The sequence below is a fragment of the uncultured Campylobacter sp. genome (genome assembly GCF_937890585.1).
Lineage (GTDB): Bacteria > Campylobacterota > Campylobacteria > Campylobacterales > Campylobacteraceae > Campylobacter_A.
In genome coordinates this window covers 1-19518 of sequence record NZ_CALACG010000264.1, presented here as the reverse complement: position 1 = coordinate 19518, position 19518 = coordinate 1, and the positions used below count along the sequence as shown (strand labels likewise).

General features: G+C 40.9%; 19 protein-coding genes. All 19 read right to left on the bottom strand.

Annotation, left to right across the window (positions count from 1 at the left end; genetic code table 11):
• Positions 1–1477: methyl-accepting chemotaxis protein (locus Q0296_RS08030; protein WP_298039105.1), on the bottom strand; the 1477-nt coding region annotated here is incomplete at its 3' end.
• 148 nt (positions 1478–1625) lie between these two features.
• Positions 1626–2444 (bottom strand): pyridoxamine kinase, encoded by an 819-nt coding sequence (locus Q0296_RS08025; protein WP_298039103.1) that lies wholly within the window; start codon positions 2442–2444, stop codon positions 1626–1628.
• A 3-nt stretch (positions 2445–2447) separates the two neighbouring features.
• Positions 2448–3362, bottom strand: coding sequence for a radical SAM protein (locus Q0296_RS08020; protein ID WP_298039098.1), 915 nt, complete (start codon positions 3360–3362; stop codon positions 2448–2450).
• Positions 3352–4374, bottom strand: a complete 1023-nt coding sequence (gene hemE / locus Q0296_RS08015) for a uroporphyrinogen decarboxylase (protein WP_298039095.1) — start codon at positions 4372–4374, stop codon at positions 3352–3354. Before hemE ends, Q0296_RS08020 begins: the two co-directional genes overlap by 11 nt.
• A 93-nt stretch (positions 4375–4467) precedes the next feature.
• Positions 4468–4974: a YqhA family protein gene (locus tag Q0296_RS08010; protein ID WP_298039088.1), complete on the bottom strand. Its 507-nt coding sequence runs from the start codon at positions 4972–4974 to the stop codon at positions 4468–4470.
• A 92-nt stretch (positions 4975–5066) separates the two neighbouring features.
• Positions 5067–6092: an aspartate-semialdehyde dehydrogenase gene (locus Q0296_RS08005; protein WP_021090026.1), complete on the bottom strand. Its 1026-nt coding sequence runs from the start codon at positions 6090–6092 to the stop codon at positions 5067–5069.
• Positions 6093–6162: 70 nt separating this feature from the next.
• A complete protein-coding gene (locus Q0296_RS08000; RefSeq protein WP_298039084.1) occupies positions 6163–7317 on the bottom strand; it encodes a sigma-54 dependent transcriptional regulator in 1155 nt (384 codons plus the stop codon).
• Positions 7318–7329: 12 nt separating this feature from the next.
• The gene (locus Q0296_RS07995; RefSeq protein ID WP_298039082.1) at positions 7330–7722 is read right to left on the bottom strand and encodes a hypothetical protein; all 393 of its coding nucleotides are present in this window, start codon (positions 7720–7722) and stop codon (positions 7330–7332) included.
• Positions 7698–8129 carry a lipoprotein required for motility gene (locus Q0296_RS07990; protein WP_223228765.1) on the bottom strand — a complete coding sequence of 144 codons (432 nt, stop codon included), beginning with the start codon at positions 8127–8129 and terminating at the stop codon, positions 7698–7700. Before Q0296_RS07990 ends, Q0296_RS07995 begins: the two co-directional genes overlap by 25 nt.
• A gap of 113 nt (positions 8130–8242) precedes the next feature.
• Positions 8243–10864: a DNA gyrase subunit A gene (gyrA, locus tag Q0296_RS07985; protein WP_107944351.1), complete on the bottom strand. Its 2622-nt coding sequence runs from the start codon at positions 10862–10864 to the stop codon at positions 8243–8245.
• 88 nt (positions 10865–10952) lie between these two features.
• Positions 10953–11777 carry a CheR family methyltransferase gene (locus Q0296_RS07980; protein ID WP_298039078.1) on the bottom strand — a complete coding sequence of 275 codons (825 nt, stop codon included), beginning with the start codon at positions 11775–11777 and terminating at the stop codon, positions 10953–10955.
• The gene (locus Q0296_RS07975) at positions 11767–12333 is read right to left on the bottom strand and encodes a CheB methylesterase domain-containing protein (RefSeq protein WP_021090049.1); all 567 of its coding nucleotides are present in this window, start codon (positions 12331–12333) and stop codon (positions 11767–11769) included. Before Q0296_RS07975 ends, Q0296_RS07980 begins: the two co-directional genes overlap by 11 nt.
• Before the next feature lie 34 nt (positions 12334–12367).
• Positions 12368–14068, bottom strand: a complete 1701-nt coding sequence (locus Q0296_RS07970; RefSeq protein WP_298039075.1) for a methyl-accepting chemotaxis protein — start codon at positions 14066–14068, stop codon at positions 12368–12370.
• A 64-nt stretch (positions 14069–14132) separates the two neighbouring features.
• Positions 14133–14399: a FlhB-like flagellar biosynthesis protein gene (locus Q0296_RS07965; RefSeq protein WP_298039072.1), complete on the bottom strand. Its 267-nt coding sequence runs from the start codon at positions 14397–14399 to the stop codon at positions 14133–14135.
• A complete protein-coding gene (locus tag Q0296_RS07960) occupies positions 14396–16042 on the bottom strand; it encodes a flagellar hook-length control protein FliK (RefSeq protein ID WP_298039070.1) in 1647 nt (548 codons plus the stop codon). Before Q0296_RS07960 ends, Q0296_RS07965 begins: the two co-directional genes overlap by 4 nt.
• Positions 16043–16053: 11 nt before the next feature.
• Positions 16054–17292 carry an MFS transporter gene (locus Q0296_RS07955; protein WP_298039067.1) on the bottom strand — a complete coding sequence of 413 codons (1239 nt, stop codon included), beginning with the start codon at positions 17290–17292 and terminating at the stop codon, positions 16054–16056.
• A complete protein-coding gene (locus Q0296_RS07950; protein ID WP_298039064.1) occupies positions 17282–17800 on the bottom strand; it encodes a hypothetical protein in 519 nt (172 codons plus the stop codon). The genes Q0296_RS07955 and Q0296_RS07950 overlap by 11 nt, the downstream gene beginning before the upstream one ends.
• Complete coding sequence (locus Q0296_RS07945; RefSeq protein WP_087582590.1) at positions 17784–18065, bottom strand: AtpZ/AtpI family protein; 282 nt, start codon at positions 18063–18065, stop codon at positions 17784–17786. Before Q0296_RS07945 ends, Q0296_RS07950 begins: the two co-directional genes overlap by 17 nt.
• On the bottom strand, positions 18065–19348 hold the full coding sequence (hemL, locus tag Q0296_RS07940; protein ID WP_298039062.1) for a glutamate-1-semialdehyde 2,1-aminomutase: 1284 nt from the start codon (positions 19346–19348) through the stop codon (positions 18065–18067). The genes Q0296_RS07945 and hemL overlap by 1 nt, the downstream gene beginning before the upstream one ends.
• Between the last annotated feature and the right edge of the window lie 170 nt (positions 19349–19518).

Sequence of the window (19518 nt, the reverse complement as noted above, 5' to 3'; positions counted from 1 at the left end):
TTGCTTGAGTGTTTGCTGAGCTTGCTACTTTTGATACTGAGCTAGCTAGAAGTTTGGCTTTTTCTTCTAGTACTTGAGCTTGGTTTAGATTGTCATTTAGCATTTTAGATATTTCTATGCCAAGAGAGTTTATGCCACTTGCTATCTTACCATCATCATCAAGTCTTTTTGTAAAGTCTTGGTTTTTATAAGTGTTTAGTAGGTCAAGTACATCTTTACCATTACTTGAGATTGCATTTTTAAGAGCAAGTTGTAGATCTTTAAATGTGCTTTTTAGTTGATTTAGAGCTGGGTTATTAGTATCAGCTTCTAGGCTTGCTTCATAGTTGCCATCTTTTATCTCATTTACAAAGGTGTTGGCTTTTTGGATGAAGATACTTTGATCTTTCATACCATCTTCAATGGCCTTTGTGTTTTTATTTATTAGCTCTGCCATTTGACCAAATTCATCTTTAGATGTTATCTCTATAGGCTGGGCTTTATTTGTCTTATGATTTAGTAGATCAAAGAAAGATAGTAGGCCTGTTTTTAGTTTGAGGATGATTTTTAGGAGATAAGATGACATTAGAAGTGACACTATCACAGAGATGATGATCGCTGCTAAGATAACACCGATAGCTGAGTAAAATAGCGTATGCAAATCTTTTAAAAGCACATCCTCGTCCATCTCGCCAAATAGATACCAATCAAGGCTAGGGATATATTTTGAGCCAATTATCAAATTTCTCGTACCGTTAAAGTGACGGATGACGCCGCCATTTTTATTCATCAAGACATCAAATTTCTCTTTGCCAAGGACGTCTTTTACATTTACTTTGCCAACCCTGTCACTCTTTTCTATCTTGATAACGCCACTTGAGTCGACCATTAAAAATTTACTTCCCTCACCCATAGTCTTAGAAGTGACTAAATTTACAACATCATCAAGGTTCACACCTATCGCGCTGACACCATAAAATTTGCCGTCTTTTTCGACCTTACTGTTTACATAAAGGGTTAGCGATCCAGTCGCTTCTGAAACCTGTATGTTTAGAGAATTTATCTCTTTGCCATTTTTAACGTCAAAATACCAGCTATCACGTGGATTGTCCTTGCTAAGCTGCTTTAAAATTTTATCGTGTGTGTAGTAGTTGAGCGTTTTATCCGAGACAAACATCGCGGTTGAGAGGTTAAACGCTTTCATAAGATCGGTGTTGTAAGTAAAAAGCGTTGATAACGTATCTGTTGGCTCGCCCTCGTCTATCCACTTTAGAAGATAGTCGTTTTTGGTCATCTGATAAGAGGTGTTGATGACCTTATCTATAGCGTAGCCGATCTCACCTGCAACGTTAGAGACAGCTAGTGGTAGCTCATCTTTCACAACTTTTTCTGTATATAGATTGCGAGCTATGTTGTAACTAATGAGGCTAACGCCGATTAGTAGCAGCACGATCACAGCTGTCAAAATAACAGAAATTTTAATCCTTAAAGACTTCATAAATCACTCCTTGATCAATATTTGCGTAATTATTCAACTTTTTATATAAAAGTAAAATTAATTTAAATAAATATGAAATTTTGTTTTAACTATGTTACTTTATGGGGTTATAATGACACAAATTTAAATCACTCCCTGCCATAAAGTGCTAAAAATTTCTAAGCAATTTTTCAAACTGCACACCATAGCTTGTGCGGTTATTATCTTTTAGTGTGATCTTGATGCTCTCAAGCACAAAATTTGCTGCCTTTTTGATAGCATTTTGCATGCTTTCGCCATTTATCAGCGAGCCAAAAAGCACTGAAGCGAAGATATCTCCAGTGCCACTTGCATGAAATGGCAAATACTCGTGAAAATACTCCACTTTTTCTTTCGTCTTTGCGTCATATGCTATGATACCACACTCATTTTGCCTATACCTAATGCCCTTTAAAACGATCTTTTGCACGCCAAAACCAGCCAAGCCCTCAAGCAACTCCAAAATGTAATCTTCGCCGTATCCCTCGCTTAAAAATGACTTTTCACACATAAAACTTGCCTCAGTTATGTTTGGCGTGATGACGTGTGCCTTTGTGCAAAGCTCTCTCATCTTTGCCACAAATTTCTCATCAAAGCCGTGATAGAGCTTACCATTATCGCCCATGCAAGGATCCACAAGCCTTAGCAAAGAGCCGCTATCAAACTCAGCAAAGACCTTTTCTATAAGCTCAAGCTGCCTAAAACTGCCTAAAAATCCAGTGTAAATTCCATCAAAACTGATGCCCTCTTTGTGCCAAACCTGCGTTATAGCGTCAAATTCATCAGTCAAATCACAAAAAGTGAAATTTTTAAAACCAGTGTGAGTTGATAGCAGTGCCGTTGGCAAGATGCACGCCTCGATGCCTTGGGCGCTGATTATGGGAAGTGCGACTGTGAGCGAGCATTTGCCCACGCACGATATGTCTTGTATAGTTAAAATTCGCTTCATCTATCATCTTAATTTATAAAATTTAACACCGGCAACGTCAGCTTGATAAACCGCGCCATCTTGTAAGAGCTTGTTTAAAATTTGCTTTGAGTGCTCTGAGAAATTTTCTTCTACATTTGCTGTAGTTTGCGGACGGCGCTCTAGCATGGCTAAAATTTCACTCTTGCTAAATTCATACTTTTGCTCTATCTTGTGAGCCCTAGCTATGGTAACTGGCACGCCGTTTATCTTGCTTGCTAGCTCTTCAAGCCTGCTAGCATCAACGCCTTTTACGTTGTAAGCTGGTGGGCGATCTATCGTGCCCACATCCACTCGGTGCGGAGCTATCTCGTTTATAGCCTTATTAAGCGCTATAAATTCCTCTTCTTTGTCGTTAAATCCAGCCACGACCAAAATTTCAAGCACAAGCTCGCCCTTAAATTCCTTACGAAATTTAGCAATTGCTTTTATAAGTTCATTTATTTCTATGCCACTTTTGTTGCGGTCTATCTTTTTAAATGTGCTTTGCACAGCACTATCAAGGCTAAATTTCACTATATCAAGCCCTTGCAAGGCTTCACAAATTTTTTGATCCCTCACACCTGTGCCATTGCTTAAGATAAGAGTTTTTGCCTTGCCCTTTATCTCATTTACTTTTACTATCAGCTCTTTTAAGTGCGGATAAAGAGTTGGCTCGCCATTTGCTGTAAGCGTGATGACATCGATGTTTTGATGAACTTTTAAGGCCTCTTTTAAAGCGCTTATTATTTCACTAATGCTTGGTGGATTTTCTATCTCTTCAACTGGCTTTGCGCCCTTTAGCTCGCAATAAACGCAGTCAAAATTGCATGATTTTTGTTTTGGGCTTAGATCGATGCCAAGACTCATGCCAAAACGGCGAGAATTTATGGGCCCAAAGATGAGAGTGCTATCTTGCACTTTTTCTTTGAACCTCTTTTATGAAATATTTTGCGTTTTCAACTGGCACATCTGGCAATATCCCATGACCAAGGTTGAAAATGTGCGGCGCGCCTTTCATTGTGCTTAAAATTTTATCAACTCCCTCATCGATCGCCTTTTTGCTATATAGCCTTGTTGGCTCCATATTGCCCTGAAGGACGTATCTTGGGCTAAGTTTCTCTTTTGCTAGCTCGATCGGCGTACTCCAATCAACGCCAAAAACGTCAAATTTACCTGAAATTTTATCTAAATAGCCGCTTATACCTTTTGGGAAAACTATGACTGGGATCTCTGGAAATTCGGCCTTTACGCTATCAACTATCTTATTTATATAGCTAAATCCAAACTCAAAATATGCCTGCTCCTCAAGTGCGGCCGCCCAGCTGTCAAAAATTTGCACCGCATTTACGCCAGCTCTTATCTGCTCTTTGACGTAAAGGATGAGCGCTTGCGTCACTTTTTCTAAAATTTGGTGTAAAAATTCTGGGTTTTCATAGAGCATTTTTTTGCAGACCGCATAGTTTTTGCTGCCACCACCCTCGATCATATATGTAGCTATCGTCCATGGTGCTCCGCAAAAGCCAATGAGCGCCTTATCTTTGGCTAAATTTTCTCTTGTAAGTTTGATCGTGTCATAGACGTATGCTAAGCTTTTAACCGATCTTTCGATACTAAGTGCATCAAGTGCGGCCTCATCACGCAAAGGCCTTGTAAAGACTGGTCCTTCGCCCTTTTCAAAGCGTAGATCCATGCCCATTTCAAGTGGCACGACAAGGATGTCGCTAAATAAAATAGCCGCATCAACGCCTAAGATATCAACTGGCTGAAGTGTGACCTCACTAGCCTTTTTATAGTCTTTACAAAGTGATAAAAAGTCCCCTGCTTTAGCTCTTACAGCCATATATTCTGGCAAATATCTGCCAGCTTGGCGCATCATCCAAACAGGCGTGTATGGCGTAGGTTTTTTCAAGCAAGCGTCTATGAATATCATAAAATTTCCTTTAAATTTTTAAAATGGATATTATCCAAAAATAGCTAAAGAAAAGATGTAGGAGAAATTTTAAGCGTAAAAACGCTTAAAATTTTAGTGTTCGCCCTTGTGAAGGAAGTAAAGTCCAAGGCAAAGTGCGAGGATAGAAGCCGCAAGATAGGCCATTTCAAGCGGAGTTGTGAAGTTTGCATGAAGCACTCTTTGGAAGAAATTTACGATTAAAACCATGACGATCACTTTGCCAAGCTTGTCTTTTAGCTCATCAAGAGAGTGAACCTCTAGGACTTTGCTCTGCTTTGACTGCTTTAGCTGCGCGATCTCTGAGATGAAAAGCTCGTAAATTCCAAAGCTAAATATATAAAGAACAAGCGCCATCAAGTATAGATCGATCGCTCCAACTATCTCTCCAACGACTTCTGAATGGAAATTTTCAACGTGAAAATCCGCAGCAAAGAAATATTTATAAACCTCTAAAAGCACTTTGCCGACATCGTAGCTAGCGATGATGAAAAGTGCGATCGCGCCTAAAAGGCCAAAAACTACTGGAAAAAGCGTGAAACTGTTGCTTGCAAGCAAAATTCTCTCAAATATTTTACGCAATAAAAACCCTTTTTGTGAAATTTAAAAAGGGGGTATTTTATAGTTTTTTCCTTAAATTTTAGGTGCAAGATCGCAATTAATTTTAATGCAAACTACTCCTGCATCGCGATCCATTTTTGTGCGATCCTGACGGCATTTGTCGCAGCTCCCACACGGATCTGGTCGGCACTGCACCAAAGGTGAAGTACATTTGATCTAAAGTTATCTACCCTGATCCTGCCAACGTAAGTCTCGTTTGTATCGCTTGAGATAGTAGGCATCGGATACTCTTTTTTAGCTGGATTATCGACTACGACGACGCTTGGAGCTTTACTTAAAACCTCTCTTGCCGCATCTGCGCTCACGTCCTTATCGAAGTGGATAGTGATCGCCTCAGAGTGGCTTCTAAGCACTGGCACACGCACGCAAGTTGCGCTCACTTCGATATCTTTGTGAAGGATTTTTTGCGTTTCATTGACCATTTTCATCTCTTCTTTTGTGTAGTCGTTATCCAAAAAAACATCGATGTGAGGAATCACGTTTAGCGCTAGGCGGTGTGCAAAGACCTTTGGCTCGCACTCATCAAGCTTAAATTCAAAAAACTTTTGCATCTGCACAACAAGCTCCTCCATACCCTCTTTGCCAGCGCCGCTTGCTGCTTGATAGGTAGAAACATCGACCCTGTTGATACCAAAAGCGTCGTTTAGTGGCTTTAAAATTTGCACCATTTGGATGGTTGAGCAGTTTGGATTTGCGATGATGCCGCGGTTTTTCCACATGGCAATGTCACTTGGGTTACACTCAGGCACGACTAGTGGGATATCTTTATCCATTCTAAAATGGCTAGTATTGTCGATAACTACCGCGCCGCTGTCAGCTGCAAATTTGGCAAATTTCTCTGAAACTGAGCCGCCTGCGCTAAAAAATGCGATATCGATCTCATGCTCGCTAAAAACTTTCTCGGTTAGCTCTTTTACTTTGTAGTGTTTGCCCTTAAATTCGATCTCCATGCCAACGCTCTTTGCACTTGCAAGTGGCAAAAGCTCACCAACTGGGAAATCAACCTCCTCCATAACTCTAAAAAGCTCTTCGCCGACCGCTCCAGTAGCACCAACGACTGCTACGTTAAATTTTCTCATCTGCTCTCCTTGGTTTCTTTTAATTTTCTTAATTTGCATAATTTTACTAGTCAAAAACTTAAATTTTTACCTATTTTTTACTTCTTGCTTGCAAAAATAGATCTTTTGGCAAAATTTCATCGCCCTCGCTTAGTATCGCTGCACGCTGCACGACTGAGATGAGCTCTCTTATGTTGCCTGGGTAGTCGTAGCCTAAAAGCTCCTCTTTGGCTGCTTTTGAGAAATTTTTAGCCTCAAAGCCATACTCTTTGCAGCACTTTTCCAAAATATCATTCGCGATAGGTAAAATTTCATCCTTTCGCTCGCGAAGTGGCGGGATGAAAAGCGGGATCGTGTTTAGGCGGTAGAAAAGATCCTCTCTAAATCTGCCCTCTTTCATAGCAAGCTCTAAATTTGCATTTGTAGCGCAGATGATGCGAACGTCTATCTTTTCGCTCTTTGTAGCGCCAAGCCTTGTTATCTCGCGCTCCTGCAAGGCACGAAGCAATTTTGGCTGTAAATTTATAGGCATCTCGCCGATCTCATCTAAAAATAGCGTTCCGCCATTTGCCAGCTCAAACTGCCCTTTTTTGGTAGTAGCTGCGTCGGTAAATGCACCTTTTTCAAAGCCAAAAAGCTCGCTTTCTATCAAATTTTCAGGTATCGCTGCCATATTTAAAGCAATAAATGCCGCACCTTTTCTAGGTGAGTTTGCGTGGATAAATTTAGCAAAGACCTCCTTGCCAACGCCGCTTTCGCCGCTAAGCATGACTGAGGCGTCCGTTCTTGCAGCTTTTAGCGCGATATTTAGCGTTGCTTCAAGTGCCTTTGAAGTGGCTAAAAAGCCGTTATTTTCGCTTTTTTCTTCAGCTTTTTTTATGCTTTTTGGAGTTTTTTGTTTTAGCGCTTCTACCCTTTTTATCGCTTCATATAGCGTTGAGACGTCAAACGGCTTGGTTAAAAAGTCCTTCACGCCAAGCCTGACGCTCTCGATCGCCTTATTTAGTGTGGCGTTTCCAGTCATTATGATGACGTCAAATTTACCGTTTAGCTCTTTTATGAACTCGAGTCCGTCCATTTTTGGCATGTTTATATCGGTGATTATTAGATCAGTGTCATCGCCTAGCTTTTTTAGGGCCTCAACTGCGCTCTTATAGCTTTTGATGTTTAGCTCATCGTACTCTCCAAGCGCGATCTCAAGCGACTTTCGCATATTGATGTCATCTTCTACTATGACGATATTCATTTGATCTCTTTTTTATTGAAGTGTGCCGATGATAGCGGATTTTGGCTTAAATTCCACCATAAATCTAACTGGCAAAATTTTCAAATTTGAGCTGTGTGAGATCTCGTTATTTTTTCTTTTAAATTCATTTTTTATCATCACTTTTTTTAAGGCAAAGCAGTCAAATATCTCATCCTTGTGTAAATTTAAAAAGCCAAGAGTTGTGGTGTTTTCATCTTTAAAAGCGTCTATCTGGCAAAGAAATTTTGGTTTTGGATTTGGTGTTAGAGTCATCGCCTTTGAGAAAGAAATTTCCTCATGTGCGATGATATGATTTGCCGTATCGACCTTTGCCCAGAAGATAAACTCCTCCAGGCAAAAGGCGAAATTTAAAAGTATCGTTAGTAAGAAAAGACTTCTCGCCACTTATCTTCGTCTATCTTAAGCTCCATATTTACCTTATAAAGCCCGTCTTTGAAATTTTCACTTACGATCCTTGCGTTTTTGACAAGACCTTGGACCTTTGAAGTGATAGATGAGTCGTTTAACATCGCGTCTCTAACGGTATCTTCAGCGTTGATCTTTACGCCATAGAGCTTGCCAGCAAGCTGCGAATAAGCATCAGCCATCGCTGCTCTTTTTGCAAGAGTGACCGACTGAGCGTATGAGAGCGAATTTAGCGGAGCTATGCCCTCACCTGTGGCTCTAAATGTAGTCTCTCTTGGAGCGCTATCATATATCATCTTCTCTTTTTTCATCACCTCTCTAAGATCGTCTTTATCGACCTTTTGGATGACTACGTTGCGGTTTGATGTGCTAGTTGGCTCGCCCATAAAGCCATTAAATGAGCAGCCGCCAAAAATAGCGATCATCAAAGCAAAAGATAAAATTTTAACCTTCATAAACAACCTTTTTTATGCTTTTATTTAAAATTTAACAGCAAATTTTATTCCAAAAGCCCCATATCTTCGCTTGGTGCTTCGTCCTCGTCCTCGCCATCATCTGCCTTAGGGCATCTTGCGATACTTACAACATCATCGCCATCTACATTTACGACGATAACGCCACTTGTGTTACGTCCTGCTTTGCGGATGCTTTGCATATCAACTCTTATCATCTTACCACTTGATGTTAGAGCCATAAGGTCTTGCTCTTCATCAACCATCACAACGCCCACAAGATCGCCTGTTCTGCTTGTTAGTTTCATGCAGATAACACCTTTGCCGCCGCGGTTTGTCAAGCGGTACTCATCAGCGGTTGTGCGCTTGCCGATACCTTTTTGAGATATACTTAAAATTTCTTGGTCATTGCTTTCGATGACTGCTGCGCCTACGACCTCATCGCCTGGCTCTTTAAATTTAATGCCAGTTACGCCGCGTGCAGTTCTACCCATTTGGCGAACCTTGCTGATCTTAAATTTAAGACACATACCCTTTTTAGTAACGACAAACAGCATTGTCTCATCGCCTGAGTTTGCGTCTTCTTCAGCATTTGCGCTATCTTCGTCGATCTCGTTTTGAAGCTCTTCAACTTCAAGCACCTCCGTTTCAACGCTTAGCTCATTTTCTGGGTCAGTAACTGGCATATCATCGTATGTTTGAGCGATGAGTGCAGTTACTAGCTCGTCGTTCTCATCGAGGCTTATCGCTCTTACGCCAACTGAGCGGATGTTTTTAAACTCACTTAAATTTGTGCGTTTCACGATGCCGTTTTTAGTGAAGAATGCTAGAGATTTGCTCTCGTCAAAATCAGTCGTTGGGATGATCGCTTTGATCTTCTCATCAGGCTGCAACTGGATCAAATTTACAACTGCTTTGCCCTTTGCTGTGCGGCTTCCCTCTGGGATCTTATAGACTTTTAGCCAGTAGAGCTGTCCGCGGTCAGTCACAAACATAAGCGTATCGTGAGTATTTGAAGTAAAGAAGCTCTCTATGAAGTCATCATCGTATGTCGTGACCGCTACTTTGCCCTTGCCACCGCGTTTTTGCTTCTCGTACTGCTTGCTTGGCACACGCTTGATGTAGCCGCGGTGAGTTATGGTTACGACCATATTTTCATTTGGTATAAGATCTTCAATGTCAATATCATCGTAGTCATCAACGATCTCAGTCACTCTTGGTACTTTAAATTTATTTTTGATCTCAAGAAGCTCTTCTTTGATCAAATTTTCAAGCAATGTCTCGCTCTTTAAAATTTCATCAAGTCTTGCGATCTCAGCCATAAGCTCGGCTAGCTCGGCCTCTAGTTTTTCTCTCTCTAGGCCTGTAAGCTTGCTTAGACGCATATCAAGGATAGCGTTTGCTTGAAGCTCTGAGAGATTAAATTTACTCATCAAACCTTCTCTAGCAACCGCTGTATCAGCACTATTTCTAATAAGCTCGATCACCTCGTCGATATTATCAAGTGCGATCTTTAGACCCTCTAAGATGTGGGCTCTTGCGCGCGCTTTTTCAAGCTCAAATATCGTTCTTCTAATGATAACGGTTTTTCTGTGATTTAAAAATAGCTTAAGTAGCTCGATAAGGTTAAATACCTTTGGCTCTTTGTTATTAATAGCAAGCATAATAACGCCAAAAGTGCTCTCCATCGTGGTTGATTTAAAGAGATTATTTAGCACGATGTCGCTCATCGCGTCGCGTTTTAGCTCGATAACTACGCGGATGCCGTCTTTATCGGACTCATCTCTAACCTCGCTGATGCCCTCTATCTGCTTATCTTTTACAAGCTCAGCGATCTGCTCGATAAGTCTTGCTTTGTTTGTTTGATAAGGCAGCTCGTCGATTACTATGACATCTTTGTTTGGCTTTTTTTCTATGTGAGTTTTGGCTCTTAGCTTGACCCTGCCACGACCAGTGCGGTAGGCCTCTATGATGCCTTTTTTACCAAAGATGATACCGCCAGTTGGGAAGTCTGGACCTTTTATAAATTCCATCACCTCTTCAAGTGTCGCCTCTTTGTTTTCAAGAAGTAGCAAAAGACCGTCTATTAGCTCATCAAGGCTGTGTGGTGGGATATTTGTCGCCATACCGACCGCGATACCGCTTGAGCCGTTTAATAATAAATTTGGCACACGGCTAGGCAAAACATCTGGCTCGACCTCTCTATCATCGTAGTTTGGCACAAAATCAACCGTGTCTTTGTCGATATCTTTTAAAAGCTCTTCAGTAAGCATAGTCATTCTAGCTTCGGTATAACGCATCGCAGCTGCGCTGTCGCCGTCAATCGAGCCAAAGTTTCCTTGTCCATCAACGACTGGATAACGCATAGAAAATTTCTGAGCCATACGAACAAGTGCGTCATAAACCGCTATGTCGCCGTGTGGGTGGTACTTACCGATGACTTCGCCGACGATACGAGCTGACTTCATATAGGCACTTCTGCTGCCAACGCCAAGGTTGTCCATAGCGTATAAAATTCTTCTATGAACTGGCTTTAGTCCGTCTCTAGCGTCAGGCAAAGCACGTCCGACGATGACGCTCATAGAGTAGTCAAGATAGCTATTTTTTATAGAATCTTCGATATCAACTGAAGCGATATCTTGAGTTAATTCAAGTAGATTGTCTTTCATTTTTATCCTTAAATTTAGCTTGTGGAATTTTAGCCAAAAATTGATAAAAACTTGCTAAGGGCAAAGCGGCCTGGGTTAAATTTAACCCTTAAGCACGCTCGTAATATGTAGCTCCGTTTGAAAAACGCTTTGTGTAAAGCGGGGTGTATGGCACAAGATCAGCGTGTCCTGCGTAGAGCCTGCCCTCTGGTTTAAGTAGCTTATGAAGCCTTTCGACGCATTTTAGTCTAAACGCATCGTCAAAATATATCATCATATTTCTTGAAAGGACGATGTCAAATTTACCAAGATTAAACATCGCATCGTCAAAAACATTTAAAATTTTAAACTCACACCTTGGTAAAATTTCTTTTTTGATGAAAAATTTGTCATCTTTTTTTGTAAAAAATCTCTCCTTTTGAAACTCGCTTAGCCTATGTAAGCTCCTCTCGCCATAGCTTCCGACGCTACAAGCTTGTATGGCTTCTGAGTTTATGTCGATGCCAGTTAGCTGGATATCACTTTGTTTAAGACCAAATTCATAAGCAAGCATAGCAAGCGAATAGGTCTCATCGCCAGTTGAGCAAGGCGCACATAAAATTCTAGCCTCCCCAAGCTCTTTTGCGTAGTAGATCACGTCTTTTAGCTGTGCTAGCTCTCTATAAAAATATGTCTCATTTACGGTGACTAAATTTAAAAGATCTTGCCTAAGCAGCGTGTCAAATCTTATCATCGAAACTAGATCTTTAAAGCTTTTTATCTGGCGATTTTTGGCAAATATACTAACTCTTTGCAGAGTGATGTCTCTCTTTGGCTCCAGATCAACCCCGCAAAGCGTCTTTATAGTGCTCATAAATTCGTTAAATCCATCCATATCGCTTGGTGCTTTTGCCTCTAAAACTTCGCTTTGTTTATCCACTTTGTTAAAAAGCATTTAAAAACTCCTCAAGCTCTTTTCTTATCATCATTAAATTTAACGATTTTAAATTTTGATTTAGCTCTTTAGCACGCTTTGGCATGCCATAAACTATCGCGCTCTCTTCGTTTTCAGCTATGCATTTTGCACCTGCTTTATAGAGCTTATCAAGCCCAGCTGCGCCATCATCGCCGATGCCAGTTAGCAAGATCGCTAGTAAATTTACATTTTTGGCGATCTGCGTGCCTGAGTTAAAAAGCACATCGACATTTGGCGTATATATCGTTTTTATCTCAGGTTGTGGCTTTGCGCTAACTGGCAAAGTCGCTGAAATTTCAAAATTTTGATCACAGATATAGACGATATTTTCTTTTAAATTTGTCTTTTCGCTTAAAATTTCAACATTTATGTTGCACTCCCTGCCCATTTGCGTGACAAATGAGTTTATAAACATCTTATTCATATGCTGAGCGATGACAACCATCGCACCATTTAAATTTATATCTTTTAATAGTTTTTTTATATGACCTGGGCCTCCTGTAGAAGCCCCTATTAAGACCAGTTTTTGAGCCACTAATTGCCTTTAAATTTAAAATTTACTACACAAATCAAGTTCTAAATTCGCCAAGTTTTGCATTTAGCGTATCTGTCATCTTGTTTAGATGCTCAGCAGCTGAAGCTATCTCTTCTACGCTTCTTGTGCTTTGAGATGAAATTTGACTTATGCCCTCCATGCTTTTTACTATATCGTCAATATCCTTGCCAGTCTTTATATAGTCCTCGATAGTTTTGTCAGATAGTCCTATGGCTGATCTCATGATACTACTCATATCTCTTATGGTGTTTTGCGCGTTGTTTGCCACGCCTGTTAGCTCGCTTATTTGCCTTGAGTTTATACTCATTTGCTCGCTACTTTCATTTATCGCTTGAACGATGACGTTGATAGTTGCGTTTATCTCAGTGAGACTCTTTTGAGTGCGCTCAGCTAGCTTTCTAACCTCATCCGCAACGACTGCAAAGCCACGTCCGTGTTCTCCTGCACGTGCTGCCTCAATGGCTGCATTAAGGGCTAGTAAATTTGTCTGATCAGCGATGTCGTTGATAACCACAAGGACTGATTTAACCTGCTCGGCATCACGGCTAAGCTGCTCGATCTTGCCAGCCATTTGATTTTCTATATCTGATGTCTGGGCGATCTCTGAAGATAAATTTGAGATGGTATTTAAGGTCTCATCAACGTAGGTTAGCGCCTTTTGAAGATCATCTTTGCCACCTTTTGCAACTTCGATTGAATCTTTCATATATGATTGTATCTCAGTGCAATCCTTCCCAGCGCTCTCAACTATCTTACTTGAGTTTTCTACCCCACGACCAGTTTGGACGGAGGTTGAGCTAAGTTCGTTTGCGATGGAGCTGTTTTCATTTGAGATATCTTTTGCCTCCGAGATTAAAACCCTTACTTTTTCTATAAATTTATTTATAGCCTCGCTGGCTTTTGCTATCTCATCTTTGCCTACAACTTCTAGTTTTCTTGTAAGATCACCATCGCCACTCGAGAGATTTGTAGCTCGCAAGATTAGCTCATTTAGCGGTTTTGAAATAGAGAACTTAGAGTAGATCATGGCAATGATTAGTGAAAACACCATGACGACAATGGCTATGATGATGAAATTTCTGGTATTTGCATCAGCATCAGTTTGCATAGTAGCTGAAATTTCATCTATCTCTTTATACATGCCCTCAAGATCGACAACAGACATCAAAAGCACATCTTCGTGAAATAAATTTAGCTTCTGCCCGCGCGCTATCTTTCTTACGATATTGCCGTCCTTTGACTTCGCAACAAAATTTACAAAGTCTCCATTACTATTTTGCTTAGCCTTTTCGATAAGCTCTTTTACATATTTATAGCCATTTGCGTCAGTTGCATCAAGCCTATTTTGTCCATTAAATTCAGGTATACCAGGGTTTGCAATAACCACACCATCTATTGTTGAGAGACTAAAGTAACCAAGCTTACCATCACCAAATCTAGCCCTTGAGAGATAGTCGATAATATCTTCTTTTTGATCTTCTATGGTCTCGTTTGCGTCGTCATAGACCTCTTGAATTTTTAGCAAAATGTTTGAAACGATATCCATCTCTTCACTTAAAGCTGCTCTTTTATCGGCCAAGACCGTTTCAGTCAGCTCTTTGGTAGAAAATTCTATCGCTTTGTTTTGCTCGTAAATGTTTAGAAAGACTAGGATTGCTCCAAGCACGAGTAGAGACGAGACGATCATAGCCGTCACCTTTGTAGAAATCTTCATAAGCACTCCTTTATCTATGTCAATTTTCGTCGCGTAAAATTATAGCACCATCATAGTGCAATATTTACTTTTTATTTGTGATTTTATATAAAAAGCTAAAAATCTCGGCCACCGCTTTATATAAATTTGGCGGTATCTCTTGATCGACCTCGACCTTGCTTAAAATTTCAATGAGATCAGGATCCTCTTTGATCGGTATATCGTGCTCTTTTGCAAGGCTTATTATCTTGTTTGCTATCTCGCCAGCACCGCTTGCAAGCACCTTTGGAGCGTTATCTTGCGATCTGTTGTAGCCAAGAGCGACGGCTTTTTTCTTATTTAATTGCATCAAATTTTCTTATCAAAGCCCACATCAAGGCCGCCAAAATTTTTAAATCTATCGTTTAGCTTCACCTTTGGCAAGGTTTTGATGTTAAAATTTGAAACGATTAGTCCAAGCTTTGAGATCGCTTGCTTTAGCTCGCTTGAGCTAGATAAAATGAGCTCTTTAAACTCATTTGTCTGCGTTGCCACCGATAGATCGATATAGCGTTTATCCACAAGTCCCACCATCACATTTATCTGGCCAAATTTCTTAAAATTTAGATCGATCTGGGCATAAAATTTATCCTTTTTGCCCTGTTTAAACGCGACATTTCCGCCCTCCACGCCGTCCCAGATGTATGGCATATAAGTTTGTATGCCTCCTTGCAAGCTTGAGACCATCTGGTGCATCTCGATTTGCGAGATCATCTTGTTTGCAGCATTTACAGTTTGGGCGTTTTGGCTCTTTTCGCTTATGTTTAAAAGCGTGCTTTTTACATCTTGATTTAGCACCTTTGAAATTTCACTCTGGCTCTTTGTCGTGATGTTGTTTATATCATTAGTGGCTAGTTTTAGCTGCTTTAAAAGCGCCTTACTCTCAGCTAGATCGCTTTTAGCCGCACTTGCTTCTGGGTCAGCTAGACTTAGGCTATGAGCGAGGCGTCTTGCCGCACTTTGGAGCTTATCTTGCAAGCTGCCCTCTTTTGAGATGTCGCTAACCTCGTTAAATGCCTTTACAAGCCCAGCCTCATCGCCTATGTTATTTAGCATTTTTAGATCGTTTTTTAGGTTTTCAAGGATAGTTTTTAGCTCTTTGTGGTTTGAGCTAAAAGCCGCACTTTGATTTAGCTTTTCGCTCGCTAAATTTGCTACCTTTTCGCTTAAATTTGAGATGAAATTCTCCATCTTGCCGATCTGGCTTTTAACCGCGTCTGCGCTTTGCTCTTTTGAGAAGTTTTTATCCAGAAATTTAGCCACATTATCAAGCTTATCCACATCTTTTAAAAGTGTTTTTATGCTTGAGTTATCAAGGAGATTTTTAGCGTCACTACTCGCTTTTTCAAGCATAGAAGTAAGCTTCATAAATGAGTTTTGATTATCCAAGCTCTCATCATTTAGAGTTAAAATTTGACTAAGTAAATTTTGATTTGAGAGATTTTTTATATCGCTTAGTAGCTTTTGTATCGAGCTTGGTAGCTTCTCTGGAATAAGCGCATCTTTTAAATTTGCTTCAAGCATGACACCTGAGTTTTTGATCTGATCATTTAGCGAGCCAGCTTTAAGATCGGCTATTGGTTTTAGAAATTCTTTTAGTTTTAGTGCAAGGCTCTTTATCTCAGAACTTTCATTTTGCGCAGCTTCTACCTCTAAGCTTTTTGCAAGGTCTGAGAGCTCGCTAGCTAAATTTGGAGCGATCTTCGTATCTTTTGCCTGAGATAAAATTTGCTCTGCTTTACTAAGGCTTGAAGCGCTTTTTAGATCATCAAGCACCCTTGCAACTAGCTTACCAACGTTATCAAGAGCATTTGAGACGGTCTGCTCACTTGGCGTCCCAGCTGGCTGATTTTTAAAAAGCGAACCCTCGTTTTTGCGGACAGGCGCGCTGGTGTCGGCATTTTGCCCAGTTTGGACCGAGGTGTTTGAGATATTTAGAGAATTTGCTACGTCCATTTTCTACTTTTTTATTTTTCTCTATCGGCAAAATTGCCATTTTGTTGAATAGTAGCGATACCAGCCGTCCTTGCAACAAGCTTGTCATTGTAGTCTTTTCTCATGTGCTGTGGTATGGTTTTTTGCGTTAGCGCAAACAAGATGAGCCCAACATAAAGCACCAAATAGACATAGATAAAGCCAAATGAGCCAAAAATTTTCATCGCATAGCTCATAAGAAGCGGCGAGAAAAGCGAGGCAAAAGAGTAGCTAAAAAGCAGTGCACGTGCCACTTGAACGCTCTTTGTCTTGTCTGTGATCTCGTCATTTGCCCTAGCGAGCGAAAGTCCGTATGTGCAAAAAATACCGCCACCAAAGAAAAATGAGAGGACGTATTGAATGGTTAGGTTGTTGCCACTTAGTAAAAAGAGCACAGCACTTACCAAAGCGACACTAGAACATAGTATAAGGGCTGGCCTTCTACCATATTTATCAGAAAAGCCGCCAATTAACGCCTGCGCTATAAAACCGCCACCCATCGCTATCGTCATAAAAAAGGACGCCTCTTTTGCGCCGTATCCTTGAAGCATGATAAAGAGGCTTGCCATCGAGAAAAAGCCATTTATCGCAAGTCCTGCGACAAGCGCGCCCACAAGAGCTAGCGGGACTATGCCAAAAATTTTAGGGATGTTTATAGGTTGGCGCTGTGGGATTTGAGGCTGATTTATGCGTATTAAATTTAATGGAATGCTTGAAAGCATGATAAAACCAGCACTTATGATGAAAATTTCAAATGCGCTAAGATCAAGCGCTAAGATCAAAATTCCAAGGCCAAAGCTCGTGTAGAAAACGCACTCGTAAAAGGCGATGACGCGAGATCTTATCTTGTTTGGGATCTTAGCATTTAGCCAGCTTTCTATAACCATCAAAAGTGCGTAGTAACAATATCCCAAAAAGGCTCGCAGTATCGCCCAAAAGATCAAATTTTGGCTTATGGCGTGAAGCATAGCTGAGACGGCAAATATAGCTGAAAAGATAGCAAAAGCCCTGATGTGGCCGGTATTTGAGATCACTCTGTGAGCTGAGATGGTGCTAGCAAGCGCTCCGATAAAAAAGGCTGTGCTTATAAGGCCTATTTGTAGCTCTCCCACGCCATTTTGCTTAAGTAGCGCACTACAAGAGGCGATGACTAGGCCATTGCCTATAAAAAGCAGGCTCATGCCCAAAAATAGCGGCCCCATCGAGCGAATGATCCTAAAACTACTTGCCATCTGCGTCCTTTCTTAAATTATTTTGCATTATCCCAAAGATAAAAGCTCCAATAGGCATCGGAGCAAGCCCCACTAAAAAGCCAGGCACGTTTAGTAAATTTTCATTTTTTAAAAATATAAATCCAAAAAAAAGTATCGCATACGCAACCAAGCGATAAGGCATAAATGCCGCTACAAAGCTTTTATCTTTAAATGAAAATTTCTGCTTTTTTAGCCTTGCTTTTTCATCTTTTAGGCTAAGCTCTTTTGCCTCATTCTGGGGCAAAATTTCATCATCTTCTTCATCCTCTTCTTCTATCTTGGCTAAAATTTCCTCTCTTGCATTTTCTAGCCTTGAATTTATACGATTTTTATAGGCAAAAAAGCTAGCCGTTAGGATGATAAGCGAGGCAAAAAATGAAATTTGCGAGCTTATAAAAAATGAATTTGATATAAATTTGCCAACCACGCTAAGGGCGAGCCAAAGCGCAAAGTAGCAAATAAAAAGCCTGCTAATCGTCCTCGTCATCATCGTCTTTTTTATAGCCTTTATATCTAGCCTCATCCTTTAGCTCATCTAAGCTTTTAACCTGCGCTTTATAGGCCTTATAGACATTTAAAATGGCAGCTGCGATGCCAAAGGCAAGCCCTATCCAAAGTGCTGGCGTGAAATTTGTAGCCTTTTTTACAAGATATCCTAGTCCAGTGCCGATCACCACAGCCACAACCATCGATATGCCAAGGCTTAGCTGCTCAGCACCAGCAACGATATCTTTTATCTTAAATTTTGCCATTAAGCTTTTATCTCCAAAAATGCCTCTTTAGCTGCATTTACCGATAGATCGATATCCGCTTCGCTCATCGCATCGCAGATAAATCCCGTCTCAAACTGGCTAGGCGCAAGATAAATTCCGCGCCTAAGCATCGCTTGATGAAATTTAGCAAAGAGTTTTGTGTCGCTCTTTAGCGCATCGTCATAGTTTTTAACTGCATGCTCTGTGAAAAAGTAGCCAAACATCGAGCCACGAACATCGGTTTGTATAGCGATGCCAGCACTTTTTGCTGCCTCTTTAAAGCCGTCCATTAGTTTTTTAGCTAATTTTTCAAGTCTAGCGTATAAATTTACGTCGCTATTTATCTTTGAAATAGCCGCTATACCAGCGCTCATCGCCACTGGGTTGCCACTTAGCGTACCTGCTTGATAGACAGCACCCTCTGGACTTAAGCAGTCCATGATCTTAGCCTTACCGCCAAATGCAGCGACGTTCATGCCTCCGCCTATAACTTTGCCAAATGTGATAAGATCAGCATCGACCTCGTGAAATGGATATGAGCCAAGGCGAGAAGCTCTAAAACCGCTCATAACCTCATCAAGTATAAGCACTGCGCCAAATTTATCGCAAAGCGCTCTAAGCTCCTGCAAGAATTTCTTATCAGCTGGCACAAGCCCCATATTTCCAGCGATTGGCTCGATTATGACGACACCTATCTTGTCTTTATTGTTCTCAAAAATGGCTTTTACGCTCTCTATATCGTTGTAGATAGCTAAAAATGTATTTTTCACAACATCTTGTGGCACGCCGCCGCTTGAAGCGTTACCGTATGTCGTAGCGCCACTTCCTGCTTTGATAAGAAGTGCGTCGCTGTGTCCGTGGTAGCAGCCTTCAAATTTGATAAGTCCGTCTTTTTTAGCATATCCTCTAGCCACTCTGATAGCGCTCATAGTTGCTTCTGTGCCAGAGCTAACGAAGCGAATTTTGTCTATCTGTTTAAACTCATCGCATATTAGCTTTGCTAGAGCGGTCTCTTTTGGAGAGGGAGCGCCGTAAGATACGCCTTGTTTTACAGCAGAGATGATCGCTTCTTCGATATCTTTGTCGCAGTGACCAAAGATGAGCGGACCCCAGCTTTGGATGAAGTCAAGGTATTTTTTGCCCTCGACGTCGTATAGATAAGCACCCCTAGCGTGATCTATCATCACAGGCTCGCCACCAACGCTGCCAAATGCACGAACAGGTGAATTTACGCCGCCTGGGATATATTTTTTAGCTTCACTAAATGCCTCTTTATTTGTCATTTTTTATCCTTTTGATTTTGTGTTTTTAAATTTGTCTTTTGATTATCTTTTTGATTTATTACTGGTTTTGCTGGTGACTTTGGAGCTTGCGTGCTAGCTGGCTTTACAGGATCAGCTGGCTTAGTTGGTGCCTTTTGTACCTGCGTAGTGGCTGGCTCTACTGCTTTTGC

Excerpts from the sequence above, each read along its gene's own strand:
- gyrA (WP_107944351.1), bottom strand. The coding sequence starts at position 10,864 with ATGAAAGACAATCTACTTGAATTAACTCAAGATATCGCTTCAGTTGAT.
- hemE (WP_298039095.1), bottom strand. The coding sequence starts at position 4,374 with ATGATATTCATAGACGCTTGCTTGAAAAAACCTACGCCATACACGCCT.
- Q0296_RS07955 (WP_298039067.1), bottom strand. The coding sequence starts at position 17,292 with ATGGCAAGTAGTTTTAGGATCATTCGCTCGATGGGGCCGCTATTTTTG.
- Q0296_RS07980 (WP_298039078.1), bottom strand. The coding sequence starts at position 11,777 with ATGCTTTTTAACAAAGTGGATAAACAAAGCGAAGTTTTAGAGGCAAAA.
- Q0296_RS07970 (WP_298039075.1), bottom strand. The coding sequence starts at position 14,068 with ATGAAGATTTCTACAAAGGTGACGGCTATGATCGTCTCGTCTCTACTC.
- Q0296_RS07960 (WP_298039070.1), bottom strand. The coding sequence starts at position 16,042 with ATGGACGTAGCAAATTCTCTAAATATCTCAAACACCTCGGTCCAAACT.
- hemL (WP_298039062.1), bottom strand. The coding sequence starts at position 19,348 with ATGACAAATAAAGAGGCATTTAGTGAAGCTAAAAAATATATCCCAGGC.
- Q0296_RS07990 (WP_223228765.1), bottom strand. The coding sequence starts at position 8,129 with ATGGGCGAGCCAACTAGCACATCAAACCGCAACGTAGTCATCCAAAAG.
- Q0296_RS08000 (WP_298039084.1), bottom strand. The coding sequence starts at position 7,317 with ATGAATATCGTCATAGTAGAAGATGACATCAATATGCGAAAGTCGCTT.
- Q0296_RS08005 (WP_021090026.1), bottom strand. The coding sequence starts at position 6,092 with ATGAGAAAATTTAACGTAGCAGTCGTTGGTGCTACTGGAGCGGTCGGC.
- Q0296_RS08025 (WP_298039103.1), bottom strand. The coding sequence starts at position 2,444 with ATGAAGCGAATTTTAACTATACAAGACATATCGTGCGTGGGCAAATGC.
- Q0296_RS07950 (WP_298039064.1), bottom strand. The coding sequence starts at position 17,800 with ATGACGAGGACGATTAGCAGGCTTTTTATTTGCTACTTTGCGCTTTGG.
- Q0296_RS07945 (WP_087582590.1), bottom strand. The coding sequence starts at position 18,065 with ATGGCAAAATTTAAGATAAAAGATATCGTTGCTGGTGCTGAGCAGCTA.